This is a genomic window from Insolitispirillum peregrinum (assembly GCF_900156605.1).
Taxonomy (GTDB): Bacteria; Pseudomonadota; Alphaproteobacteria; order Rhodospirillales; family Rhodospirillaceae; genus Insolitispirillum; species Insolitispirillum peregrinum.
Genome location: NZ_FTOA01000001.1, coordinates 335,567 through 355,729 on the forward strand (window position 1 = coordinate 335,567; position 20,163 = coordinate 355,729).

Below are 20,163 nucleotides of genomic sequence, written 5' to 3' on the forward strand. Positions count from 1 at the left end.
AGGCATACCCGCTGTCAGGAGGTTTATGTCGGGGGACGGGTGGCGATGACGCGCTGGTAAAGCCCACCAAAACGGGTTTCTTTTCGCCACTCGGCCTGCTGCGGATTGCTGGCGTAGTCGCGGATGTCCCGGCGGCACAAAGCCTGCGCAAACGGCTCAAGAAAGCGGAAAACGCCAGCCATGACCGGGCGCAGGGGATGCCATGGGGCCGTCTGGTGATAATCGACGAAAATCACCGAGCCGCCCGGCTTGACCGACGCCAGCAGGGCGTCAACGATGGCGGTTTTCACCGGATCGGGGACTTCGTGCAGCAAAAAGAAACAGACGATTGCATCAAAGGCTTCGCCGTGGGGCTGGCTGGCATCGTGCAGGCCGACGGTGACGGTGGAAAGGTCGGCAACCTTGCGGGTGGTCAGGGCCACCTGCACCGGGGCAACATCGCATACGGTCAGTTGCCCCTGTGGGCCGAGGGTCGCGGCAACGTCACGGGAAAACGAGCCATAGACCGCCGCCGGTTGCAGGACAGTCTGACCGGGACGCAGGGCCGAGCAGGCCCAGCGGATCAGACGGCGGGCGTTGCCCCACAGGATGGTGTTGACCACCAGTTGATGGTCAAAAAAGCGGGTGCCGAAGTCACTGAGATAGGCCCAGGTATAGGTATCGCGCAGATAATCGGGTAGAGGCGGCGGCGCAGCAGGCCGGTGCGGCGTCCCGGCGGACGAAGGGGTTGGGGCCGGGCGGTCGACGAGGGCTTGATTGGAACGGCGCACCACAAATCCTTTTTGGCAGGGACGGCAGACGGGGAGTTACTCGTGGCTGGCGTGATTGGGGGGGCCGTAAAGATCCTGGGCGCGATGTTCAAAGGCATCGACCATGCGCACAACGGACTCCCGCGACAGGATCGAGGTAATGGCCTGAAAGGCCCGAACCTTCAGCTCGAAGTCCACCACCAGGGTAATCCGGCAGCCACCGTCATCAGCAACAGCGAAATGCCATTGTAGCTGCAATGTCTTGAACGGGCTATCGCTGGATGTGACGGTAATCCGGTCCGGGGCCTGCAGGGATGTGGTGCTGGTAAAGGTGTGGCGCATCGGGCCGAAACGAACCACCTGATCGGTGCGATAGCTGGTATCATCAAGCGGGCGGACACGGACCATCTGCCAGTTGGGGACAAAATCGGGATAGCGGGCGACATCGGCGACCAGCGCGAACATCTGTTGCGGTGAGTAATAGACTTCGCGGGTGACGGTGGTTGCTGGCACGGGCTTTATCCGAGTTGATTGGTGGACGATTTATATTGTCTTTCCTCTTGTATACCCTGTTTCCGAGGCTTCCCCAACCTGTCCAAGAGTGGGGGGAAGCAGAGGGAAAGGGGTGGGGGAGTAGTTGTTGCAATTAATTCTCAAAATCTATCTAAGTCGACTGCGGCTCTCTTTGCTCTAAAAGGCGGCAAAACAGCTAATGACACACAGGGCGCGGGGTAATTAGCGTGAAAAGACGCTGTCAATGCCCTTGTTTTCTTGACTTGCCGCCCTAGCACGGATTAGATCACGGCGATTCCAACGGGGGGCGTGAATCGCCTCGGTTTCGGTGTGCCGCCGTGCAACGGTACGCTGGGGCTTGCCATGGTTGGCCGGGCTACCCGTAAGGGTGGGCAGGCAAGGCACCGAGGAGAGTGTATCTGAGGCACGGAGGGCGTGCGCGGTACGTACGGCAACAAACCATCGCCGACCCGCGCCGGAGCTGGGGAAACCTGGTGTCCAGTGGAGAGTGTCGGTGTCGGAAACCCGTTCTGCCATATGGCAGACTATCCTGCTTGGGCAGGGTAGGGGGCCGTAAACCACCGCAGCCGCCCGCCGCCGAACATGGAGGTTGGAGCCTGCTCATGGACTTGCTCCGCGAATACCTACCGATCCTGATGTTCCTCGGGATCGCGGTCGCCATCTCCGGGATTATGATCCTGGCATCCTACGTGGTCGCCCCGCAGCGTCCGGACCCTGAAAAGGATTCGGCCTACGAGTGCGGCTTCGAGGCCTTTGACGACGCCCGGACGCGCTTTGACGTGCGCTATTACCTGGTCGCCATCCTGTTCATCATCTTTGACCTGGAAGTCGCCTTCCTCTTCCCGTGGGCCGTGGCCTTCAAGGACGTGGGGATCTATGGCTTCTGGTCGATGATGCTGTTCCTGGGCGTGCTGACCATCGGCTTCGTTTACGAATGGAAGAAGGGAGCCCTGGAATGGGAGTGACGAGCGGCAATCCGCACAATCCCATGAATCTCATCCCGCCGGGAACTGACCAGGACCTGATCCTGAAAGGGGTTGATGAAACCCTGAAGGAAAAGGGCTTTGTGCTGTCTTCGGTCGATGCGCTGGTGAACTGGGCCCGTACCGGTTCCCTGTGGCCGATGACCTTTGGTCTGGCCTGCTGCGCCGTGGAAATGATTCACGCCTACATGCCACGCTATGACCTGGACCGCATGGGCGTGGTGCCGCGTCCCAGCCCGCGCCAGTCCGACGTGATGATCGTGGCAGGCACGGTGACCAACAAGATGGCCCCGGCGGTGCGCAAGGTCTATGACCAGATGGCCGAACCGCGCTGGGTGATCTCGATGGGGTCGTGCGCCAACGGCGGCGGGTACTATCACTATTCCTATTCGGTGCTGCGCGGCTGTGACCGCATCGTGCCGGTGGATGTGTACGTTCCGGGCTGCCCGCCGACTGCAGAGGCACTGGTTTATGGCATTATGCAGTTGCAAAAGAAGATCCGGCGGACCGGCACTCTGCGCCGCTGATTGCCTCTGCTGATACGGTACGGTCGGGGAACCACCATGAAACTGACGGAAGACCAGGTGCAGGCTCTGCGCGATCTTGGCGACCATGTCGCCGCGATCATGCCGCATGATGTCATCAAGACCGAGCTTGCAAAGCAGGAACTCATCGTAACTGTCCAGCGCGGCAGCATCGTCAAGGTGCTGACAACCCTGCGGGATGATGTGAACTGCAAGTTTAGCCAGCTTGTCGAATTGACGGCGGTGGACTACCCCGAACGCGAACAGCGTTTTGATGTGGTCTACTGTCTGCTGTCGATGAAGCACAACCAGCGGGTCCGCGTAAAGCTGGCCACCGACGAAGCAACCCCGGTTCCGACCGTGACCGGCGTGTTCTCGACGGCTGGCTGGTTCGAGCGTGAAGTGTGGGACATGTACGGCGTGTTCTTTGCCGACCATCCCGACCTGCGGCGCATTCTGACCGATTACGGTTTTGAAGGCCATCCGCTGCGCAAGGACTTCCCGCTGACCGGCTACGTCGAAATGCGCTACGACGAAGATCAGAAGCGTATCGTCTATGAACCGGTAAAGCTGGCCCAGGACTTCCGTTCCTTCGACTTCCTCAGCCCGTGGGAGGCCATGACCTCCCGCTGGCTGCCGGGCGATGAAAAGGCCGCGCAACAGGCCGAGGGGAAGAAGTGATATGAGCGAACAGCAGATTAAGAACCTCAATATCAACTTCGGCCCCCAGCACCCTGCCGCGCACGGCGTGCTGCGTCTGGTGCTGGAGCTGGATGGGGAAATCGTTGATCGTGCTGATCCGCATATCGGCCTGCTGCACCGCGGGACCGAAAAGCTGATCGAGCACAAGACCTATATGCAGGCGACGCCCTATTTCGACCGCCTGGACTATTGCTCGCCGCTGAACATGGAGCACTCCTATGTGCTGGCAGTCGAAAAGCTGCTGGGCATCGAAGTGCCCGAGCGCGGCAAGCTGATCCGCACCCTGTTTGCGGAAATCGTGCGTATCGCCAACCACCTGCTGAACGTTCCGTCCTATGCGATGGACGTCGGGGCCATGACCCCGATGCTGTGGGCCTTTGAAGAACGCGAAATCATTTTCGAGTTCTGCGAAGCGGTGTGTGGCGCCCGTATGCACATGAACTACTTCCGTCCCGGCGGGGTGGCGCAGGATCTGCCCGATGGCCTGATCGAGCGCATGCGCGAGTGGGCGAAGAAGTTCCCGAACTATGTGCGGGACATGGAAACCATGATCACCCGCAACCGCATTTTCATGCAGCGTACCGTCGGGATCGGCGTGGTGACGCCGGAACAGGCGCTGGACTGGGCCTTTAGCGGTCCGAACCTGCGCGCGTCGGGCTTTGCCTGGGACCTGCGCAAGTCGCAGCCCTATGACTCCTATGAAGAGATGGACTTCGACGTGCCGATCGGCAAGACCGGCGACTGCTATGACCGCTATCTGGTCCGCGTCGAAGAAATGCACCAGTCGCTGCGCATCATTCATCAGTGCCTCGACCGGCTGGAAAAGGTGAAGGGTCCGGTGAAGACCGATGACCGCAAGGCCACGCCGCCGTCGCGCCACGAAATGAAGCGCTCGATGGAAGCCCTGATCCACCACTTCAAGCTGTTTACCGAAGGCTTCCACGTGCCGGCCGGGGAAACCTATGTCGCCACCGAAGCCCCGAAGGGTGAGTTCGGCGTCTATCTGGTGTCCGACGGCACCAACAAACCCTACAAGTGCAAGATCCGGTCGCCGGGTTATGTCCACTTGCAGGCCATGGACATGATGTCCAAGGGTCACATGTTGGCCGATATTCCGGCCATCATCGGCTCCATTGACGTGGTTTTCGGCGAGATTGACCGATGAGTTCGCACAGCACAGATCCCAAAGTGCCGCAGCCTGAGAGCTTCGAGTTCACTCCGGAATACATGGAAAAGGCCAAGGTCTTTATTGCCAAGTATCCGGCAGGCCGCCAACGCAGCGCGGTGATGCCGCTCCTTGACCTGGCCCAGCGTCAGGAAGGGTGGCTGTCGCGCACGGCGATGGACTATATCGCTGACCTGCTGGACGTCCCGGCGATCCGCGTCTACGAAGTGGCCACCTTCTACACCATGTACCGCCTGCGCCCGGTCGGACGGCACCACATCCAGCTGTGCACGAACATTTCGTGCTGGCTGCGCGGGTCGGACGATGTCAAGCGCGCCGCCGAGGAAGTGTTTGGTCTCCATTTTGGCGAGTCCAACGACGAAGCCACGCTGGAAGAAGTCGAATGCGCCGGTGCCTGCTGCAACGCTCCGGTGGCGCAGATCGGTGACGACTATTACGAAGACCTGACCTACGAAAACGCCAAGGCCCTGTTCCAGGACCTGAAGGACGGCAAGCCGGTGAAGGTCGGTTCGCAGATCGGTCGTTCGGGTTCGTGCCCGGAAGGTGGTCCGACCACGTTGAAGGAGCTTGGCTGATGCTGCAGGATCGTGATCGCATCTTTACCAACCTGTACGGGTTGCAGGACATCGGTCTGACCGGTGCCCGTGCCCGTGGCGATTGGGATGGCACCAAGGCCATCATGGAAAAGGGTCAGGACTGGATCATCAACGAGATGAAAGAGTCCGGCCTGCGTGGTCGTGGCGGCGCTGGCTTCTCGACCGGCATGAAGTGGTCCTTCATGCCCAAGCAGGAAGGCGAGCGTCCGCATTATCTGGTGGTCAACGCCGACGAAGGCGAGCCGGGCACCTGTAAAGACCGCGAAATCATGCGCCATGACCCGCACAAGCTGGTCGAAGGCTGCCTGCTGGCCTCGTTCGCCATTCGCGCCCATACCTGCTACATTTACATCCGTGGCGAGTTCTATCGCGAAGCCGAGGCCCTGCAGAGCGCCATCGACGAAGCCTATGCCGCTGGTCTGATCGGCAAGAACGCCTGCGGGTCGGGTTGGGACTTTGACCTCTATGTCCACCGTGGCATGGGGGCCTATGTCTGCGGCGAAGAAACCGCGCTGATCAACTCGCTGGAAGGCAAGAAGGGCCAGCCGCGCCTGAAGCCGCCGTTCCCGGCCGGTGTCGGTCTGTACGGTTGCCCGACCACCGTCAACAACGTTGAGTCGATTGCCGTTGCCCCGACCATCCTGCGTCGTGGTGCGTCGTGGTTTGCCGGTCTGGGGCGTCCGAAGAACAGCGGGACCAAGCTGTTCTGCATCTCCGGCCACGTCAACACGCCGTGCAACGTCGAAGAAGAAATGGGCATTCCGCTGAAGGAACTGCTCGAAAAGCATTGTGGTGGCGTGCGCGGCGGCTGGGACAACCTGCTGGCGGTGATCCCCGGCGGGTCGTCGGTGCCGATGATGCCGAAATCGGTGTGCGATACCGTGCTGATGGACTTTGACTCGCTGCGCGAAGTCGGGTCGGGTCTGGGGACCGCCGCCGTGATCGTGATGGACAAGTCCACCGACGTGATCCAGGCGATCAACCGGCTGGCCAAGTTCTATACCCACGAAAGCTGCGGTCAGTGCACCCCGTGCCGTGAAGGCACCGGCTGGATGGCCCGCGTGCTGGATCGCATTGCCCACGGCAAGGCGGCGGTCGAGGAAATCGACATGCTGTTCGAAGTGTCAAAGCAGATCGAAGGGCACACCATCTGTGCTCTGGGGGATGCCGCAGCGTGGCCGATTCAGGGCCTCATTCGCCATTTCCGCCCGTTGATCGAGGCGCGTATCCTTGGCCAGTCGGCCCAGGCCGCCGAGTAGGAGGGATTGTAGGTCATGCCAAAGCTGACCATTGACGGACAAGAGATCGAAGTCCCGGCTGGCACTACCGTCCTGCAAGCGGCGGAGATGCTGGGGATCGAAATTCCCCGTTTCTGTTACCATGAACGCCTGTCAATCGCGGGCAACTGTCGTATGTGCCTGGTTGAAGTCCAGCCGGGCCCGCCAAAGCCGGCCGCCTCGTGCGCCCTGCCGGTGGCGGAAGGCATGACGGTGAAGACCGACTCCCCGATGGCTGTCAAGGCCCGCAAGGGGGTGATGGAATTCCTGCTGATCAACCATCCGCTGGATTGCCCGATCTGCGATCAGGGCGGCGAATGCGATCTGCAGGACCAGGCAGTTGCCTACGGTTTTGACCGTTCGCGCTACGACGAAGGCAAGCGCGCCGTCGAAGACAAGTACTTCGGCCCGCTGGTTGCCACCGAAATGACCCGCTGCATCCAGTGCACCCGCTGCGTGCGCTTTGCCACCGAAGTGGCGGGCGTGCCCCAGCTCGGTGCGACGGGCCGTGGCGAGCACATGGAAATCACCACCTACGTCGAAAAGGCGATCGAGTCCGAACTGTCGGGCAATCTGGTCGACCTGTGTCCGGTGGGGGCGCTGACCAACAAGGCCTATTCGTTCCTCGCCCGTCCGTGGGAACTGAAGAAGACCGAAAGCATCGACGTGTTCGATGCCGTTGGTGCCAACATCCGCGTCGACAGCCGTGGCGGTGAAGTCCTGCGCGTCATGCCGCGCCTGAACGAAGAGATCAACGAAGAGTGGCTGGCCGACAAGAGCCGCTATGCCGTTGATGGTCTGAAGCGTCAGCGCCTTGACCGTCCCTATGTCCGCAAGGATGGCAAGCTGCAGCCGGCCTCGTGGGGCGAAGCCTTTGAGGCGATCCGCACCGCCGTTGCTGCCAGCAGCCCGGCCCGCATGGCCGCCATTGCCGGTGACATGGCCGACGCCGAATCGATGGTCCTGCTGAAGGACCTGATGACCGGTCTCGGCTCGCGCTCGCTGGACTGCCGTCAGGACGGGGCTCTGCTTGACCCTGACAACCGCGCCTCCTACCTGTTCAACAGCGGCATCGCTGGCATTGATCAGGCTGACGCCCTGCTGATCGTCGGCAGCAACCCGCGCTGGGAAGCGCCGGTGCTGAACGCCCGCATCCGCAAGCGCTATCTGGCCGGTGGCTTCAAGGTCGGTGTGATCGGTCCGCAGGTCGCCCTGACCTACAAGACCGAGTATCTGGGTGCCGGGGCGGAAACGCTGGCGGCGGTTGCCGATGGCAGCCATCCGTTCGCCGACGTCCTGAAAAATGCCAAAAAGCCGATGCTGATCCTCGGCATGGGCGCGCTGACCCGCAAGGACAGCGCCACCATCCTGTCTCTGGCGGCCAGGGTTGCCGACAACAGCGGCATGGTCAGCGACGAGTGGAACGGCTTCAACGTTCTGCACACCGCTGCCGCCCGCGTCGGTGGTCTGGATGTCGGCTTCGTGCCGGGCCTGAACGGTCGTGACCTGAAGGGTATCCTCGACGGGGCTTCGTCCGGGGAGATCAACTTCGTCTACCTGCTGGGTGCGGACGAAATCCCGATGGACCGTCTGGGCAAGGCGTTCGTGGTCTATCAGGGCAGCCATGGGGATGCCGGTGCGATGCGCGCCGACGTGATCCTGCCGGGTGCCGCCTATACCGAAAAGAACGCCACCTACGTCAACACCGAAGGCACCATGCAGCGCACCCGTCTGGCGGTGTTCCCGCCGGGGGATGCCCGCGAAGACTGGACCATCATCCGGGCGCTGTCGGACGTTCTGGGGTACAAGCTGGCGCAGGACTCTCTGGCGCAGGTGCGTGACCGTCTGGCGACGGTGTCGGCGGTGTTCGACGAAGACACCCCGGTGGCTGCCGCCAAGTGGAAGGCGTGTGGCGCAACTGGCTCCGTCGATCAGGCTCCGTTGAGCAGCCCGATCACCAACTACTACATGACCGATCCGATCAGCCGGGCCTCTCGCGTGATGGCGGAGTGCACCGAGGTGTACGTGAACGGCAAGCAGCAGCGGACTGGGACCAATGGCTGAGCTTTGGGAAGGCTATCTCTGGCCGGGCATCATTATTGTTGCCCAGATCGTGGCGATCGTGCTGCCCCTGTTGGTGGCCGTTGCCTATCTGACGCTGATGGAACGTAAGATCATCGGCGCCATGCAAATGCGGCGCGGGCCGAACGTCGTTGGTCCGTGGGGGCTGTTGCAGCCCCTCGCCGACGGTGTGAAGCTGTTCATGAAGGAAACAGTGATCCCGACCGGTGCCAGCCGGGCGGTGTTCCTGATGGCACCGATGGTGACCTTTTTCCTCGCGCTGATCGCCTGGGCGGTGATCCCGGTCAACGAAGGCTGGGTGCTGTCGGACATCAACGTCGGTGTGATGTACCTGTTCGCCATCTCTTCGCTGGGGGTGTACGGGATCATAATGGCCGGCTGGGCGTCGAACTCGCGTTACGCCTTTCTGGGCGCGATGCGATCGGCCGCGCAGATGGTGTCCTACGAAGTCGCCATGGGCCTGATCATCATCTCGGTGCTGCTGACCGTCGGGTCGCTGAACCTCAGCGATATCGTCCATGCGCAGCAAAAGAGCGTGTGGTTCCTGGTGATCCACTTCCCGATGGCGATCATGTTCTTCATCTCGACGCTGGCGGAAACCAACCGCCACCCGTTCGACTTGCCGGAAGCGGAAGCCGAACTGGTGTCGGGCTACAACGTCGAATATTCGGCCATGACCTTCGCCCTGTTCTTCCTGGGTGAATACGCCAACATGATCCTGATGTCGGGCATCACCACCATCCTGTTCCTGGGTGGCTGGCTGCCGCCGATCGACATTGCGCCGCTGAACTGGATCCCGGGTCCGCTGTGGTTCATCATCAAGGTTGTCGCCCTGCTGTTCGTCTTTGTGTGGGCCCGTGCGGCGTTCCCGCGTTACCGCTATGACCAGTTGATGCGTCTGGGCTGGAAAGTGTTCCTGCCGGCGTCGCTGGGCTGGGTGGTTCTGACCGCTGCCGTATTGCAGTTCACCGGCTGGTCGCCGTGGAACTAAGGAGGGAAGCAGATGTCCTTTTTTGACCGTACACTGCGCGCCTTCCTGCTGTCGGAAATCCGGCAAGGGATGATGCTGACCGCGCGGTACTTTTTCCGCCCGAAAGTGACCATCAACTATCCGATGGAAAAGGGCCCGCTGAGCCCGCGCTTCCGTGGTGAGCATGCCCTGCGCCGCTATCCGAATGGCGAAGAGCGTTGCATTGCCTGCAAACTGTGCGAAGCGATTTGCCCGGCTCAGGCGATTACCATCGAAGCCGAACCGCGTGCGGATGGCTCGCGCCGGACCTCGCGGTACGACATCGACATGACCAAGTGCATCTACTGCGGCTTCTGTCAGGAAGCCTGTCCGGTTGATGCCATTGTCGAAGGTCCGAATTTCGAGTTCGCCACCGAAACCCGCGAAGAGCTGCTTTACAACAAGGAAAAGCTGCTCGCCAACGGGGACCGCTGGGAACATGAACTGGCCGTGCGTATCGAACTCGATGCGCCCTACCGCTAAGCCGTCAGGCCGTCAGAAAACGCAAGGCAGAACAATGTTCCAGCTGAAGGAAATCGCCGGGAAAGCCGGGAAGGGGGATCGATGATCATCGCGGGCCTCGCCTTCTATCTGTTCGCTATCATCGCCGTGGCCGCTGCGGTCATGGTGATCACCGCCCGCAACCCGGTCCATTCGGTGTTGTGGCTGATTTTGGTATTCTTTAACGCCGCCGGCCTGTTCCTGCTGTTGCAGGCCGAATTCCTGGCGATGACCCTGGTGGTTGTCTATGTCGGGGCGGTGGCCGTGCTGTTCCTGTTCGTGGTGATGATGCTCGACCTCAATACCCAGGTCCTGCGCGAGGGGCTGGCGGAATACGTTCCGCTGGGCGCCGTCATCGGCCTGATCCTGCTGGTCGAAATTGCGACCGTCGGCGGATCGTGGCTGTTGAGCCCGGAAATGGAACAGGTGCGCGGTGCCGTTGCCCGGACCGACATCACCAACACCCAGGCGCTGGGGAACCTGATCTACACCGATTATGTCTACCTGTTCCAGGCTGCCGGTCTGGTTCTGCTGGTGGCGATGATCGGGTCGATCATGCTGACGCACCGCGTCCGTCCGGGGGTCAAGAAGCAGAAAGTCGCCGAGCAGCTGGCCCGTGGCCGGACTGTCGAGGTGAAGAAGGTTCCGACCAGAGGGGGCATTTGATGCTTGAGATCGGTCTGGGTCACTATCTGACCGTCGCCGCCATCCTGTTTACGCTGGGTGTGTTCGGAATCTTCCTCAACCGCAAGAACGTCATCATCATCATGATGTCGATCGAACTGATGCTTCTTGCTGTCAACGTGAACCTGGTGGCTTTCTCCAGCTTCCTGAACGATCTGGTCGGTCAGGTGTTCACGCTGTTCATCCTCACTGTCGCCGCTGCCGAAGCAGCCATCGGTCTGGCTATCCTGGTTGTGTTCTTCCGCAACCGTGGGTCCATTGCCGTTGAAGACATCAACCAGATGAAGGGCTAAGGGGGACCGATGTACGTCGCAGCCATCTTCCTGCCGCTTCTGGCGGCCATGGTCGCCGGCTTCTTCCGTCACTGGCTCGGCGACCGGGGTGCCCAATTGGTCACTACCGGCGCGGTGTTTGCCTCGGCGGCGCTGTCAGCGGTTATTTTTTACCAGGTCGCCATTGGTGGGCAGCCGCAGACCATCGAACTCCTGAAATGGATTTCCTCGGGTGATCTGCAACTGTCCTGGGCGCTGAAGTTCGATACCCTGACCGCAGTCATGCTGATCGTGGTGACCTGGGTGTCGTCCTGTGTGCACCTGTACTCGTGGGGCTACATGCACCATGACAAGTCGGTGCCGCGCTTCATGGCTTACCTGTCGCTGTTCACCTTCATGATGTTGATGCTGGTGACCGCCGACAACCTGATCCAGATGTTCTTTGGCTGGGAAGGCGTCGGTCTGGCTTCTTACCTGCTGATCGGCTTCTGGTACGAAAAGCCGTCGGCCAATGCCGCCGCCATCAAGGCGTTCGTGGTCAACCGCGTCGGTGACTTCGGCTTTGCCCTGGGCATCTGTGCGGTGTTCTTCCTGTTCGGCTCGGTCAATCTGGATGACATCTTTGCCTCGGTGCCGCAGTTTGCGGAAACCTCGGTGGTGTTCTTCGGGATCGAGTGGCATGCCCTGACCATCATCGGCTTCCTGCTGTTCATCGGCGCCATGGGCAAGTCGGCCCAGCTCGGTCTGCACACCTGGCTGCCGGACGCGATGGAAGGCCCGACCCCGGTGTCGGCCCTGATCCACGCCGCCACCATGGTGACCGCCGGTGTGTTCATGGTATCGCGCATGTCGCCGCTGTATGAATATGCCCCGACCGCCCTGGCGATCATCACCGTTGTCGGTGCCACCACCGCTTTCTTTGCCGCGACCATCGGCTGCGTGCAGAACGACATCAAGCGCGTGATTGCCTACTCGACCTGCTCGCAGCTCGGTTACATGTTCTTTGCCATCGGCGTGTCGGCCTATCAGGCCGCCGTGTTCCACCTGATGACCCACGCCTTCTTCAAGGCCCTGCTGTTCCTTGGCGCCGGTTCGGTGATCCACGCCATGTCCGACGAGCAGGACATCCGCAAGATGGGCGGCATCTGGAAGGCCATTCCGATCACCTACACCGTGATGTGGATTGGCAACCTGGCTCTGGCCGGTATCTTCCCGTTCGCCGGGTACTTCTCCAAGGACACCATTCTGGAAGTGGCCTATGCCGCCAACAGTGGCGTCGGTATGTATGCCTTTGTGCTGGGTGTGATGGGGGCCGGGATGACCGCCTTCTACTCCTGGCGTCTGCTGATCATGACCTTCCACGGCAAGCCGCGCGCTGACGAGTACGTGATGAACCACGTCCACGAAAGCCCGTGGGTGATGCTGACCCCGCTGCTGGTGCTGACCGTTGGCGCCCTGTTCGCCGGTTGGGTTGGCTATGACTGGTTCGTTGGCGAGCTGCGCGAAACCTTCTGGGGTCATGCGATTGCCGTCCTCGAACACAACGACAGCATCCATCATGCCCACGAACACACTCCGGGCTGGGTGAAGCTGTTGCCGCTGGTGGTGTCGGTGAGCGGTATTGCGCTGGCCTACGTGTTCTACATGTTTTTCCCCGGCATTCCGGCCGCTCTGGCCCGCTGGCTGCGCCCGGTTCACCTGTTCCTGCTCAACAAGTGGTACTTCGACGAGCTGTACGACATCGTCTTTGTCCGGACCGCCCGCGCTCTTGGCCGTGGCTTCTGGCAGGGTGGTGACGGTGCGCTGATCGATGGCGTCGGCCCGGATGGGGTGGCGGCTGCGACCCGTGACATCGCGCGCCGCGTCGGCCGCCTGCAGTCGGGTATGCTCTATCACTATGCCTTTGCGATGATTATCGGGGTCGCTGCGTTCGTCACCTGGTACATGGTTCACAAGGCGGGATAAGGTAAGGACAGATGACTGACTTTCCGCTTCTCTCCGTAGTCACCTTCCTCCCGCTGGTCGGCGTGTTCTTCATCCTGTTCATTCGCGGGGCTGAAGAAACCGTATCGCGCAACGCATTCAGCGTTGCGCTGCTGACCTCGGTGGTGACGTTTGCGGTCTCCCTGTTCGTCTGGACAGGCTTCAACCCTGCAAGCGCAGACTTCCAGTTCGTCGAAAAGGCGGCCTGGATGCCTGCGTGGAACATCAACTACCATATGGGCGTTGACGGGATTTCGATGTTTTTCGTCATCCTGTCCACCTTCCTGACCCCGCTGTGCATCCTGTCCGCCAAGGGCGCGATTTCCAGGCGGATGAAGGAATACATGATCGCCTTCCTGGTCCTCGAGACCTTGATGATCGGCATGTTCTGCGCCCTCGACTACATCCTGTTCTACGTCTTCTTTGAAGGCGTGCTGATCCCGATGTTCATCATCATCGGGGTGTGGGGTGGCCCGCGCCGGGTGTACGCAGCCTACAAGCTGTTCCTGTACACCCTGTTCGGCTCGGTGCTGATGCTGGTGGCCCTGATGGCGATGTACTTCACCGCCGGGACCACCGACATTCCGACCCTGATGCAGACCAATTTCCCGCGTGACATGCAGATCTGGCTGTGGCTGGCCCTGTTCGCATCCTTCGCCGTGAAGGTGCCGATGTGGCCGGTGCATACCTGGCTGCCCGATGCCCACGTGGAAGCCCCGACCGCCGGTTCGGTGATCCTGGCTGGCGTGCTGCTGAAGATGGGGGCCTATGGCTTCCTGCGCTTCTCGGTGCCGATGCTGCCGCTGGCCACCGACATGTTCTCGCCGCTGATCTTCACCCTGTCGATCGTTGCGGTGATCTACACCTCGCTGGTGGCGCTGGTGCAGAAGGACATGAAGAAGCTGATCGCCTACTCGTCGATCGCTCACATGGGCTTTGTGACCATCGGTATCTTTGCGCTGACCCAACAGGCCATCGAAGGCGCGATCTTCCAGATGCTGGCCCACGGCGTGGTGTCCGGTGCGCTGTTCCTGTGCGTCGGTGTGGTCTATGACCGCCTGCATACCCGTGAGATCGGCCGTTACGGCGGTCTGTCGAACAACATGCCGAAGTACGCGATGGTGTTCCTGTTCTTCACCATGGCCTCTGCCGGTCTGCCGGGGACTGCCGGTTTCGTCGGTGAATTCCTGGTGCTGGCCGGTACCTTCCAGGCGAACACCTGGGTGGCCCTGTTCGCAGCGACCGGCCTGATCCTTGGTGCTGCCTACATGCTGGTGCTGTACCGTGGCATCTGCTTTGGCAAGCTGACCAAGGACGACGTCAAGGCGATGCTGGACATGAGCCCGCGTGAAATCGCCCTGTTCGTGCCGCTGATTGTTGCGACGCTGTGGATGGGGATTTATCCCTCCACCTTCCTGGAGCCGATGCATGCTTCGGTCCTGCATCTGATCGAACACTATCAGACGGCGCTGGCAGCGGTTGATCCGTCTGCCGTGGCGGCCCGCTGAGTCGGGATCTGGGAAAGGGAACAAGAGAATGACCTCACTTGCCAACCTGAGCCTTGCCGCTCCCGAGCTGCTGATGGCCGCCGCCGGTCTGGTGTTGTTGATGATCGGCGTCTATCAAAAGGGCGATGCCACCCGTCTGGTCGGCTGGCTGGCCGTTCTGGTGATGGTGGTTGCCGGTGTCCTGGTCCTGAAGGGTGCTGGCACTGATGCCGGCACCACCTTCAAGGGCATGTTTGTGACTGACGCCTTTGCGGTTTACGCCAAGGTGATGGTGCTGGGGGCCTCGGCCCTGTCGCTGATCCTGTCGCTGGGCTGGCTGGCGCAGGAAGAGATCAAGAAGTTCGAATACTCGGTGCTGGTGCTGTTTGCCACCCTCGGCATGCTGATGATGGTGTCGGCCAACGACCTGATGTCGCTGTACATCGGTCTGGAGCTGCAGTCGCTGGCCCTGTACGTGGTTGCCTCGTTCAAGCGCGACAGCGTGAAGTCGACCGAAGCCGGCCTGAAGTACTTTGTGCTGGGCTCGGTGGCTTCGGGCATGATGCTGTACGGCATGTCGATGATCTATGGCTTCAGCGGCACCACCAACTTTGAAGTCCTGGCCGAAGTCCTGTCGGAACATCAGGCAACCGGCGTGGTTGTCGGTCTGGTGTTCGTGATGGCTGGTCTGGCGTTCAAGGTGTCGGCGGCGCCGTTCCACATGTGGACCCCGGACGTCTATGAAGGGGCACCGACTCCGGTGACTGCCTTCTTTGCGCTGGCCCCGAAGATTGCCGCCATTGCCCTGTTCGTCCGTGTCATGACTGGCCCGTTTGCCGATCTGATCGGTGCGTGGCAGCAGGTGATGTGGATCATTGCCGTCCTGTCGATGATCGTCGGTTCGTTCGGCGCCATCGGTCAGCAGAACATCAAGCGCCTGATGGCCTACTCCTCGATCGGTCACATGGGCTATGCCCTGATCGGTCTGGTGGTTGGCAATGAAGAAGGCGTGCAGGGGATCCTGATCTACCTCGCCATCTACGTGTTCATGAACATCGGTGCCTTTGCGATCATTCTGTCGATGCGGCAGAAGGGTCGTGCCCTGGAAGGCATCAGCGATCTGGCCGGTCTGTCAAAGACCTCGCCGCTGATGGCTGCCGCTCTGGCGATCTTCATGTTCTCGATGGCCGGTATCCCGCCGATGGCTGGCTTCTTTGGCAAGTTCTATGTGTTCATCTCGGCGGTACATGCCGGCATGTACTGGCTGGCGGTGATCGGTGTGCTGACCAGCGTCGTCGGGGCGTACTATTACCTGCGTATCGTCAAGGTGATGTACTTCGACGAACCGACGGAAGCCTTTGATACGCCGCGTCTGGCCAACCGGGTTATTCTGCTGGTGGCTGGTGTGTTCACGCTGTTTTACATCGTGTACCCGTCGCCGCTGCTGCTGACCGCTCAGGCTGCTGCCAAGTCGCTGTTTGCCTACTAAATGAGTGATGTGACGGGAATGGTTCAACAGACCAGTTCTCTGATATCGGGCGAGGCGCTACCCCATGGGTGGCGCCTCGTTGTTCTATCAGAGGTAGACAGCACCAACGACGAATTGCGCCGCCGTGCCAGCGAAGAGCCGTTTGATGGCCTGGCGGTGGTGGCCGAACGGCAAACCGCTGGTCGTGGACGGCGAGGGCGGGTATGGGCCAGTCCACGGGGGAACCTGTATCTCTCTTTGCGCTTGCGACAGGCTGACAGTCTGGCGGAAACGGCCTTGCTATCGTTCGTCTCTGCGGTGGCTTTGGCTGATGCCATTGCCGAGCTGGCCCCGCAGGTGCCGCTGGCGCTGAAGTGGCCGAACGACGTTCTGGTGGCGGGCTGCAAGGTCTCGGGCATCCTGCTGGAAAGCGATGGACCGGCGATCATTGTGGGGATCGGGGTCAACCTGACCGAAGCGCCGGAAGCCACTCAGGCGCTCTATCCGCCGACATCGTTGCGACAGCAGGGGCTGACGATCACCGTTGCCGAGTTTGCGCCGGTGTTTCTGCGTCACTTGTCCGAAATGGTTGCCCTGTGGCGTCGTGGCGGGATGGCCGCCATCCGCCCCCTGTGGCTGGCACGGGCGCATGGAATTGGCGGCCGCCTGATTGCCCGCCTGCAGGATGGGCAGGAACTGGTCGGGGTCTTTGAAGACCTGTCACCGGATGGAGCCTTGCTGCTGCGGTTGCCTACTGGCGAACTGCGCTCGATCCTTGCCGCCGACGTGTTCTTTGAGCATCAACCGTAAGGTGCTTTTGCCGTCTGATTGCTTTAAAGTTCACTTCACATTTTTCCATCGCCGGGAGCTTATTGGTTATCATTCTTCTTGCGTCCGTGCTAATGGATGAAGCGCCAATACTCTGTTCGCTCCGCGTGTGCGACACCACGATTTGCTCCCCTGTCCAGGCCGCCTGTGGCTGGTCATGATCTGTTTCGGTGCCAGGTCTACTTTGGTGCCTCGCATGCCTCCAGAGCCTTTTTCGTTCCCCCAGGGTAACGACAAAGACTCTGGCCTCCTGTTTGTTCTGCAAATACGCCGCCGCAGATGATCTCATCTGCTCGGGATTTGCTCTAGTTGGAGTCTTCGGCCATGTTGCTGGTCATTGATTCGGGTAACACCAATATCGTTTTCGCGATCTACGATGGCGAGGAAGTCAAGGGCGAGTGGCGGTCTTCGACCCGTGCCGACCGGACTGCGGACGAATATGGTGTTTGGTTGTCGCAATTGATGACCTATCAGGGAATTGATCCGCTGGCGGTCAATGCCGCGATCATTGCCTCGGTGGTGCCGGCCAATGTGTTCACCCTGAAAACGCTGTGCCGCCGGTATTTCCGCGTCGAGCCGCTGGTGGTGGGGGAACCGTCGGTCGATCTTGGTCTGAATATCTGCATGGACCGACCGGAAGAGGTCGGTGCCGACCGACTGGTGAATGCGGTTGCCGCGCACAACAAATACCCCGGCCCGTTGATCATCATTGATTTCGGGACGGCAACGACGTTTGATGTGGTGGACGGGGAAGGGAACTATCATGGCGGGTGCATTTGCCCCGGCATCAACCTTTCCCTCGAAGCCCTGCACATGGCGGCAGCCCAGTTGCCGCGTGTCGCGGTCGGTCGTCCGAGTCAGGTGATCGGAAAAGCCACCGTTCCGGCGATGAAATCTGGTATCTATTGGGGCTACATCGGCTTGATTGAAGGGCTGGCAAAGCGCATATCAGAGGAGTTTGGCCAGCCAATGACCATCGTTGCCACTGGGGGACTGGCTCCGTTGTTCGTCGAAGCAACCGATGTCATCAAATATCTCGATCAGGACCTGACACTTCGGGGCCTCCTGGAAATCTATCGTAGAAACGTGACCTTATGAAATCATCAGACCTGCCACAGCTTCGTTCTGCTCCCCACGATCGTCTGGTCTTCCTGCCGCTTGGCGGGACGGGCGAGATCGGTATGAACCTTAACGTTTACGGCTATCAGGGAAAATTCCTGATCGTGGACATGGGCGTGACCTTCGGGGATGAAACAATCCCCGGCGTCGACGTGGTGATGCCCGACCACCTGTTCCTCGAGGAGCAGGCCGACAATCTGCTGGGTATCGTGATCACCCACGCGCACGAGGATCATATCGGGGCGCTGGCCTACCTGTGGCCGGATTTGCGTTGTCCCGTGTATTGCTCGCCTTTCGCTGCGGCGTTCCTTGAAACCAAGCTGAAAGAAGAGCGGCTGGATGGCGATGTGCCGGTCCATGTCGTCCAGCAAGGGGGCCGGGTCACGCTGGGCCCGTTCGAGGTCGAATTCGTCCCGGTGACGCATTCGATCCCGGAAGCCAACATGCTGGCGATCCGCACCGATCTGGGCACCATCGTTCATACCGGCGACTGGAAGATCGACCCCGAGCCGGTGGTGGGGCGCTTCATGGATCTGGACCGCCTGCGCGCCATCGGCAACGAAGGTGTGCTGGCGTGCATCAGCGATTCCACCAATGTGCTCAATCCCGGCCATTCGGGGTCGGAAGGCGCGGTGCGGGAAAGCCTGATCAATGTGATTGGTCAGTACAAGGGCCGGATCGCGGTCAGCTGCTTTGCCTCCAACGTTGCGCGTCTGGACAGCCTGATCCATGCCGCCCGCAAAAACGGCCGTGAAGTCTGTCTGGTCGGGCGGTCACTGTGGCGCATTGTCGATGTCTGCCATCAGGTGGGCCTGCTGGAAAACTGTGGCCGCCTGCTGGAAGCCGAACAGGCAGCTGATCTGCCGGATTCCAAGGTGATGTACATCTGCACCGGCAGTCAGGGCGAAGCCCGTGCGGCGCTGGCGCGTATTGCCTGGGGCAGCCACCCCTACGTCAAGCTGGGCAAAGGCGATGTCTGCCTGTTTTCCTCGCGCGTCATTCCGGGCAACGAAAAGTCGATCTTCAAGCTGCAGAACCAGCTGGTGCTGAACGGCGTCGAAGTGGTGACCGACCGCGAGAAATTCATCCATGTGTCCGGGCATCCGGCCAAGGAAGAAGTGGCCGAGCTGTACGGCCTGCTGCGTCCGAAGATGGTCGTTCCGGTGCACGGCGAAGCCCGCCACCTGCAGGAACACGCCGATTTCGCCCTGACTCTGGGGGCGGAAGATGCACTGGTGATTGCTGACGGCGAAGTGGTCGAACTGGCTCCGCACGGGCCCAGGGTGATTGCGACCGCCAATATTGGCCGTCTGACCATTGAGGGTGAGCGCATCGTTCCGCTTGACAGCCCGGTGCTGCGTGATCGCAAAAAGATGACCATCAATGGTTCAGCGGTGGTGACGCTGGTGCTGGATCATGGCGGGCGGGTTCTGGGTGAGCCGCTGGTGACCACCCATGGCCTGCTGGTGCCGGAAACCGAGGATGGCGAAGAGGTCGATCTCGGCGGTCTGGTGCAGGATGCGGTCGAACGGATGGATCGTCGTGCCCGCGGGAGCGATGATGATGTGCGGGAAGTGGTGCGCCGGGTGATCCGCCGGGTGTTCCACAACGATCAGGGGCGCAAGCCGGTAACGGATGTGCATCTGGTCCGCCTGTAAAAAAGACAGGCCGAAAAAAGGCCGAGGGGTATAACCACAAAGTTCCCGACCATGGGGGCTGGAACAACAAGAGAGCGAGCTATGATTGGACGTTTGAATCATCTGGCGATTGCCGTTCCCGATCTCGAAGCGGCGGCGGCGACCTATCGTGGCGTGTTGGGGGCAAAGGTATCCGAAGCGGTGCCGCAACCCGATCACGGCGTGACGGTGATTTTTGTCGAACTGCCGAACACCAAGATCGAACTGCTGCATCCGCTGGGAGACAACAGCCCGATTGCCGCTTTTCTGCAAAAGAATGCTGCGGGTGGCATTCACCACATCTGCTACGAAGTGGATGACATTCTGGCCGCCCGCGATACCCTGAAGGCCGAAGGCAAGCGCGTTCTGGGCGACGGCGAGCCGAAAATCGGTGCCCATGGCAAGCCGGTTCTGTTCCTGCACCCCAAGGACTTTAACGGGGCACTGGTGGAGCTGGAGCAGGCCTGATGCCTGTGTGCATGCTCTAAAGACAGCAAAAAGGC

20 protein-coding genes are annotated in these 20,163 nt (G+C 60.7%); 18 read left to right on the forward strand and 2 right to left on the reverse strand.

The annotated features are described in order from the left end of the window. Positions 1 to 23 precede the first annotated feature (23 nt). Together rquA and BW995_RS01375 are read right to left on the reverse strand one after the other, a co-directional pair. Positions 24 to 770, reverse strand: a complete 747-nt coding sequence (gene rquA / locus BW995_RS01370) for a rhodoquinone biosynthesis methyltransferase RquA (RefSeq protein WP_084194489.1) — start codon at positions 768 to 770, stop codon at positions 24 to 26. Between the two features lie 36 nt (positions 771 to 806). After that, a complete protein-coding gene (locus tag BW995_RS01375; RefSeq protein WP_084194490.1) occupies positions 807 to 1,262 on the reverse strand; it encodes a type II toxin-antitoxin system RatA family toxin in 456 nt (151 codons plus the stop codon). 623 nt (positions 1,263 to 1,885) lie between these two features. Here BW995_RS01375 and BW995_RS01380 point away from each other — a divergent pair. The 18 genes from BW995_RS01380 to mce all read left to right on the forward strand — a co-directional run bounded on the left by BW995_RS01380 (position 1,886) and on the right by mce (position 20,128). Then, positions 1,886 to 2,248, forward strand: a complete 363-nt coding sequence (locus tag BW995_RS01380; RefSeq protein WP_076398241.1) for an NADH-quinone oxidoreductase subunit A — start codon at positions 1,886 to 1,888, stop codon at positions 2,246 to 2,248. Continuing rightward, positions 2,239 to 2,793 (forward strand): NuoB/complex I 20 kDa subunit family protein, encoded by a 555-nt coding sequence (locus BW995_RS01385; protein WP_217696033.1) that lies wholly within the window; start codon positions 2,239 to 2,241, stop codon positions 2,791 to 2,793. The genes BW995_RS01380 and BW995_RS01385 overlap by 10 nt, the downstream gene beginning before the upstream one ends. 36 nt (positions 2,794 to 2,829) lie before the next feature. Further along, on the forward strand, positions 2,830 to 3,471 hold the full coding sequence (locus tag BW995_RS01390; protein WP_076398244.1) for an NADH-quinone oxidoreductase subunit C: 642 nt from the start codon (positions 2,830 to 2,832) through the stop codon (positions 3,469 to 3,471). Position 3,472: 1 nt separating this feature from the next. Beyond that, complete coding sequence (locus BW995_RS01395; protein ID WP_076398245.1) at positions 3,473 to 4,657, forward strand: NADH-quinone oxidoreductase subunit D; 1,185 nt, start codon at positions 3,473 to 3,475, stop codon at positions 4,655 to 4,657. Continuing rightward, positions 4,654 to 5,253, forward strand: coding sequence for an NADH-quinone oxidoreductase subunit NuoE (gene nuoE / locus BW995_RS01400; protein ID WP_076398247.1), 600 nt, complete (start codon positions 4,654 to 4,656; stop codon positions 5,251 to 5,253). The genes BW995_RS01395 and nuoE overlap by 4 nt, the downstream gene beginning before the upstream one ends. Then, positions 5,253 to 6,533: an NADH-quinone oxidoreductase subunit NuoF gene (gene nuoF / locus BW995_RS01405; RefSeq protein ID WP_076398249.1), complete on the forward strand. Its 1,281-nt coding sequence runs from the start codon at positions 5,253 to 5,255 to the stop codon at positions 6,531 to 6,533. Before nuoE ends, nuoF begins: the two co-directional genes overlap by 1 nt. A 15-nt stretch (positions 6,534 to 6,548) precedes the next feature. Further along, entirely contained in the window at positions 6,549 to 8,615 is a 2,067-nt protein-coding gene (nuoG, locus tag BW995_RS01410; RefSeq protein WP_076398251.1) for an NADH-quinone oxidoreductase subunit NuoG, read from the forward strand. Next, a complete protein-coding gene (gene nuoH, locus BW995_RS01415; protein WP_076398252.1) occupies positions 8,608 to 9,624 on the forward strand; it encodes an NADH-quinone oxidoreductase subunit NuoH in 1,017 nt (338 codons plus the stop codon). The genes nuoG and nuoH overlap by 8 nt, the downstream gene beginning before the upstream one ends. 12 nt (positions 9,625 to 9,636) lie before the next feature. Continuing rightward, a complete protein-coding gene (gene nuoI, locus BW995_RS01420; protein WP_076398254.1) occupies positions 9,637 to 10,125 on the forward strand; it encodes an NADH-quinone oxidoreductase subunit NuoI in 489 nt (162 codons plus the stop codon). 81 nt (positions 10,126 to 10,206) lie between these two features. Continuing rightward, on the forward strand, positions 10,207 to 10,809 hold the full coding sequence (locus BW995_RS01425) for an NADH-quinone oxidoreductase subunit J (protein WP_076398255.1): 603 nt from the start codon (positions 10,207 to 10,209) through the stop codon (positions 10,807 to 10,809). Next, positions 10,809 to 11,120 (forward strand): NADH-quinone oxidoreductase subunit NuoK, encoded by a 312-nt coding sequence (gene nuoK / locus BW995_RS01430; RefSeq protein WP_076398257.1) that lies wholly within the window; start codon positions 10,809 to 10,811, stop codon positions 11,118 to 11,120. The genes BW995_RS01425 and nuoK overlap by 1 nt, the downstream gene beginning before the upstream one ends. A gap of 9 nt (positions 11,121 to 11,129) precedes the next feature. Then, positions 11,130 to 13,064, forward strand: a complete 1,935-nt coding sequence (nuoL, locus tag BW995_RS01435) for an NADH-quinone oxidoreductase subunit L (protein ID WP_076398259.1) — start codon at positions 11,130 to 11,132, stop codon at positions 13,062 to 13,064. Positions 13,065 to 13,075: 11 nt separating this feature from the next. After that, complete coding sequence (locus BW995_RS01440) at positions 13,076 to 14,590, forward strand: NADH-quinone oxidoreductase subunit M (protein ID WP_076398260.1); 1,515 nt, start codon at positions 13,076 to 13,078, stop codon at positions 14,588 to 14,590. A gap of 28 nt (positions 14,591 to 14,618) precedes the next feature. Next, positions 14,619 to 16,058: an NADH-quinone oxidoreductase subunit NuoN gene (gene nuoN, locus BW995_RS01445; protein ID WP_076398262.1), complete on the forward strand. Its 1,440-nt coding sequence runs from the start codon at positions 14,619 to 14,621 to the stop codon at positions 16,056 to 16,058. Between the two features lie 18 nt (positions 16,059 to 16,076). Next, complete coding sequence (locus tag BW995_RS01450; protein ID WP_175616952.1) at positions 16,077 to 16,847, forward strand: biotin--[acetyl-CoA-carboxylase] ligase; 771 nt, start codon at positions 16,077 to 16,079, stop codon at positions 16,845 to 16,847. Positions 16,848 to 17,189: 342 nt separating this feature from the next. Continuing rightward, positions 17,190 to 17,963, forward strand: a complete 774-nt coding sequence (locus BW995_RS01455; RefSeq protein ID WP_076398263.1) for a type III pantothenate kinase — start codon at positions 17,190 to 17,192, stop codon at positions 17,961 to 17,963. Then, positions 17,960 to 19,642, forward strand: a complete 1,683-nt coding sequence (locus BW995_RS01460) for a ribonuclease J (RefSeq protein WP_076398265.1) — start codon at positions 17,960 to 17,962, stop codon at positions 19,640 to 19,642. The genes BW995_RS01455 and BW995_RS01460 overlap by 4 nt, the downstream gene beginning before the upstream one ends. A gap of 81 nt (positions 19,643 to 19,723) precedes the next feature. Then, on the forward strand, positions 19,724 to 20,128 hold the full coding sequence (gene mce, locus BW995_RS01465) for a methylmalonyl-CoA epimerase (RefSeq protein ID WP_076398267.1): 405 nt from the start codon (positions 19,724 to 19,726) through the stop codon (positions 20,126 to 20,128). The last annotated feature ends 35 nt before the right edge of the window (positions 20,129 to 20,163 follow it).

What these genes read in the sequence shown, in the direction of transcription:
- nuoH (WP_076398252.1), top strand. Translation starts at nt 8,608, where the DNA reads ATGGCTGAGCTTTGGGAAGGCTATCTCTGGCCGGGCATCATTATTGTT.
- nuoG (WP_076398251.1), top strand. Translation starts at nt 6,549, where the DNA reads ATGCCAAAGCTGACCATTGACGGACAAGAGATCGAAGTCCCGGCTGGC.
- mce (WP_076398267.1), top strand. Translation starts at nt 19,724, where the DNA reads ATGATTGGACGTTTGAATCATCTGGCGATTGCCGTTCCCGATCTCGAA.
- BW995_RS01440 (WP_076398260.1), top strand. Translation starts at nt 13,076, where the DNA reads ATGACTGACTTTCCGCTTCTCTCCGTAGTCACCTTCCTCCCGCTGGTC.
- BW995_RS01395 (WP_076398245.1), top strand. Translation starts at nt 3,473, where the DNA reads ATGAGCGAACAGCAGATTAAGAACCTCAATATCAACTTCGGCCCCCAG.
- BW995_RS01380 (WP_076398241.1), top strand. Translation starts at nt 1,886, where the DNA reads ATGGACTTGCTCCGCGAATACCTACCGATCCTGATGTTCCTCGGGATC.
- BW995_RS01385 (WP_217696033.1), top strand. Translation starts at nt 2,239, where the DNA reads ATGGGAGTGACGAGCGGCAATCCGCACAATCCCATGAATCTCATCCCG.
- nuoL (WP_076398259.1), top strand. Translation starts at nt 11,130, where the DNA reads ATGTACGTCGCAGCCATCTTCCTGCCGCTTCTGGCGGCCATGGTCGCC.
- nuoI (WP_076398254.1), top strand. Translation starts at nt 9,637, where the DNA reads ATGTCCTTTTTTGACCGTACACTGCGCGCCTTCCTGCTGTCGGAAATC.
- nuoK (WP_076398257.1), top strand. Translation starts at nt 10,809, where the DNA reads ATGCTTGAGATCGGTCTGGGTCACTATCTGACCGTCGCCGCCATCCTG.
- BW995_RS01460 (WP_076398265.1), top strand. Translation starts at nt 17,960, where the DNA reads ATGAAATCATCAGACCTGCCACAGCTTCGTTCTGCTCCCCACGATCGT.
- BW995_RS01455 (WP_076398263.1), top strand. Translation starts at nt 17,190, where the DNA reads ATGTTGCTGGTCATTGATTCGGGTAACACCAATATCGTTTTCGCGATC.
- nuoN (WP_076398262.1), top strand. Translation starts at nt 14,619, where the DNA reads ATGACCTCACTTGCCAACCTGAGCCTTGCCGCTCCCGAGCTGCTGATG.
- nuoE (WP_076398247.1), top strand. Translation starts at nt 4,654, where the DNA reads ATGAGTTCGCACAGCACAGATCCCAAAGTGCCGCAGCCTGAGAGCTTC.
- BW995_RS01450 (WP_175616952.1), top strand. Translation starts at nt 16,077, where the DNA reads ATGGTTCAACAGACCAGTTCTCTGATATCGGGCGAGGCGCTACCCCAT.
- nuoF (WP_076398249.1), top strand. Translation starts at nt 5,253, where the DNA reads ATGCTGCAGGATCGTGATCGCATCTTTACCAACCTGTACGGGTTGCAG.
- BW995_RS01390 (WP_076398244.1), top strand. Translation starts at nt 2,830, where the DNA reads ATGAAACTGACGGAAGACCAGGTGCAGGCTCTGCGCGATCTTGGCGAC.
- BW995_RS01425 (WP_076398255.1), top strand. Translation starts at nt 10,207, where the DNA reads ATGATCATCGCGGGCCTCGCCTTCTATCTGTTCGCTATCATCGCCGTG.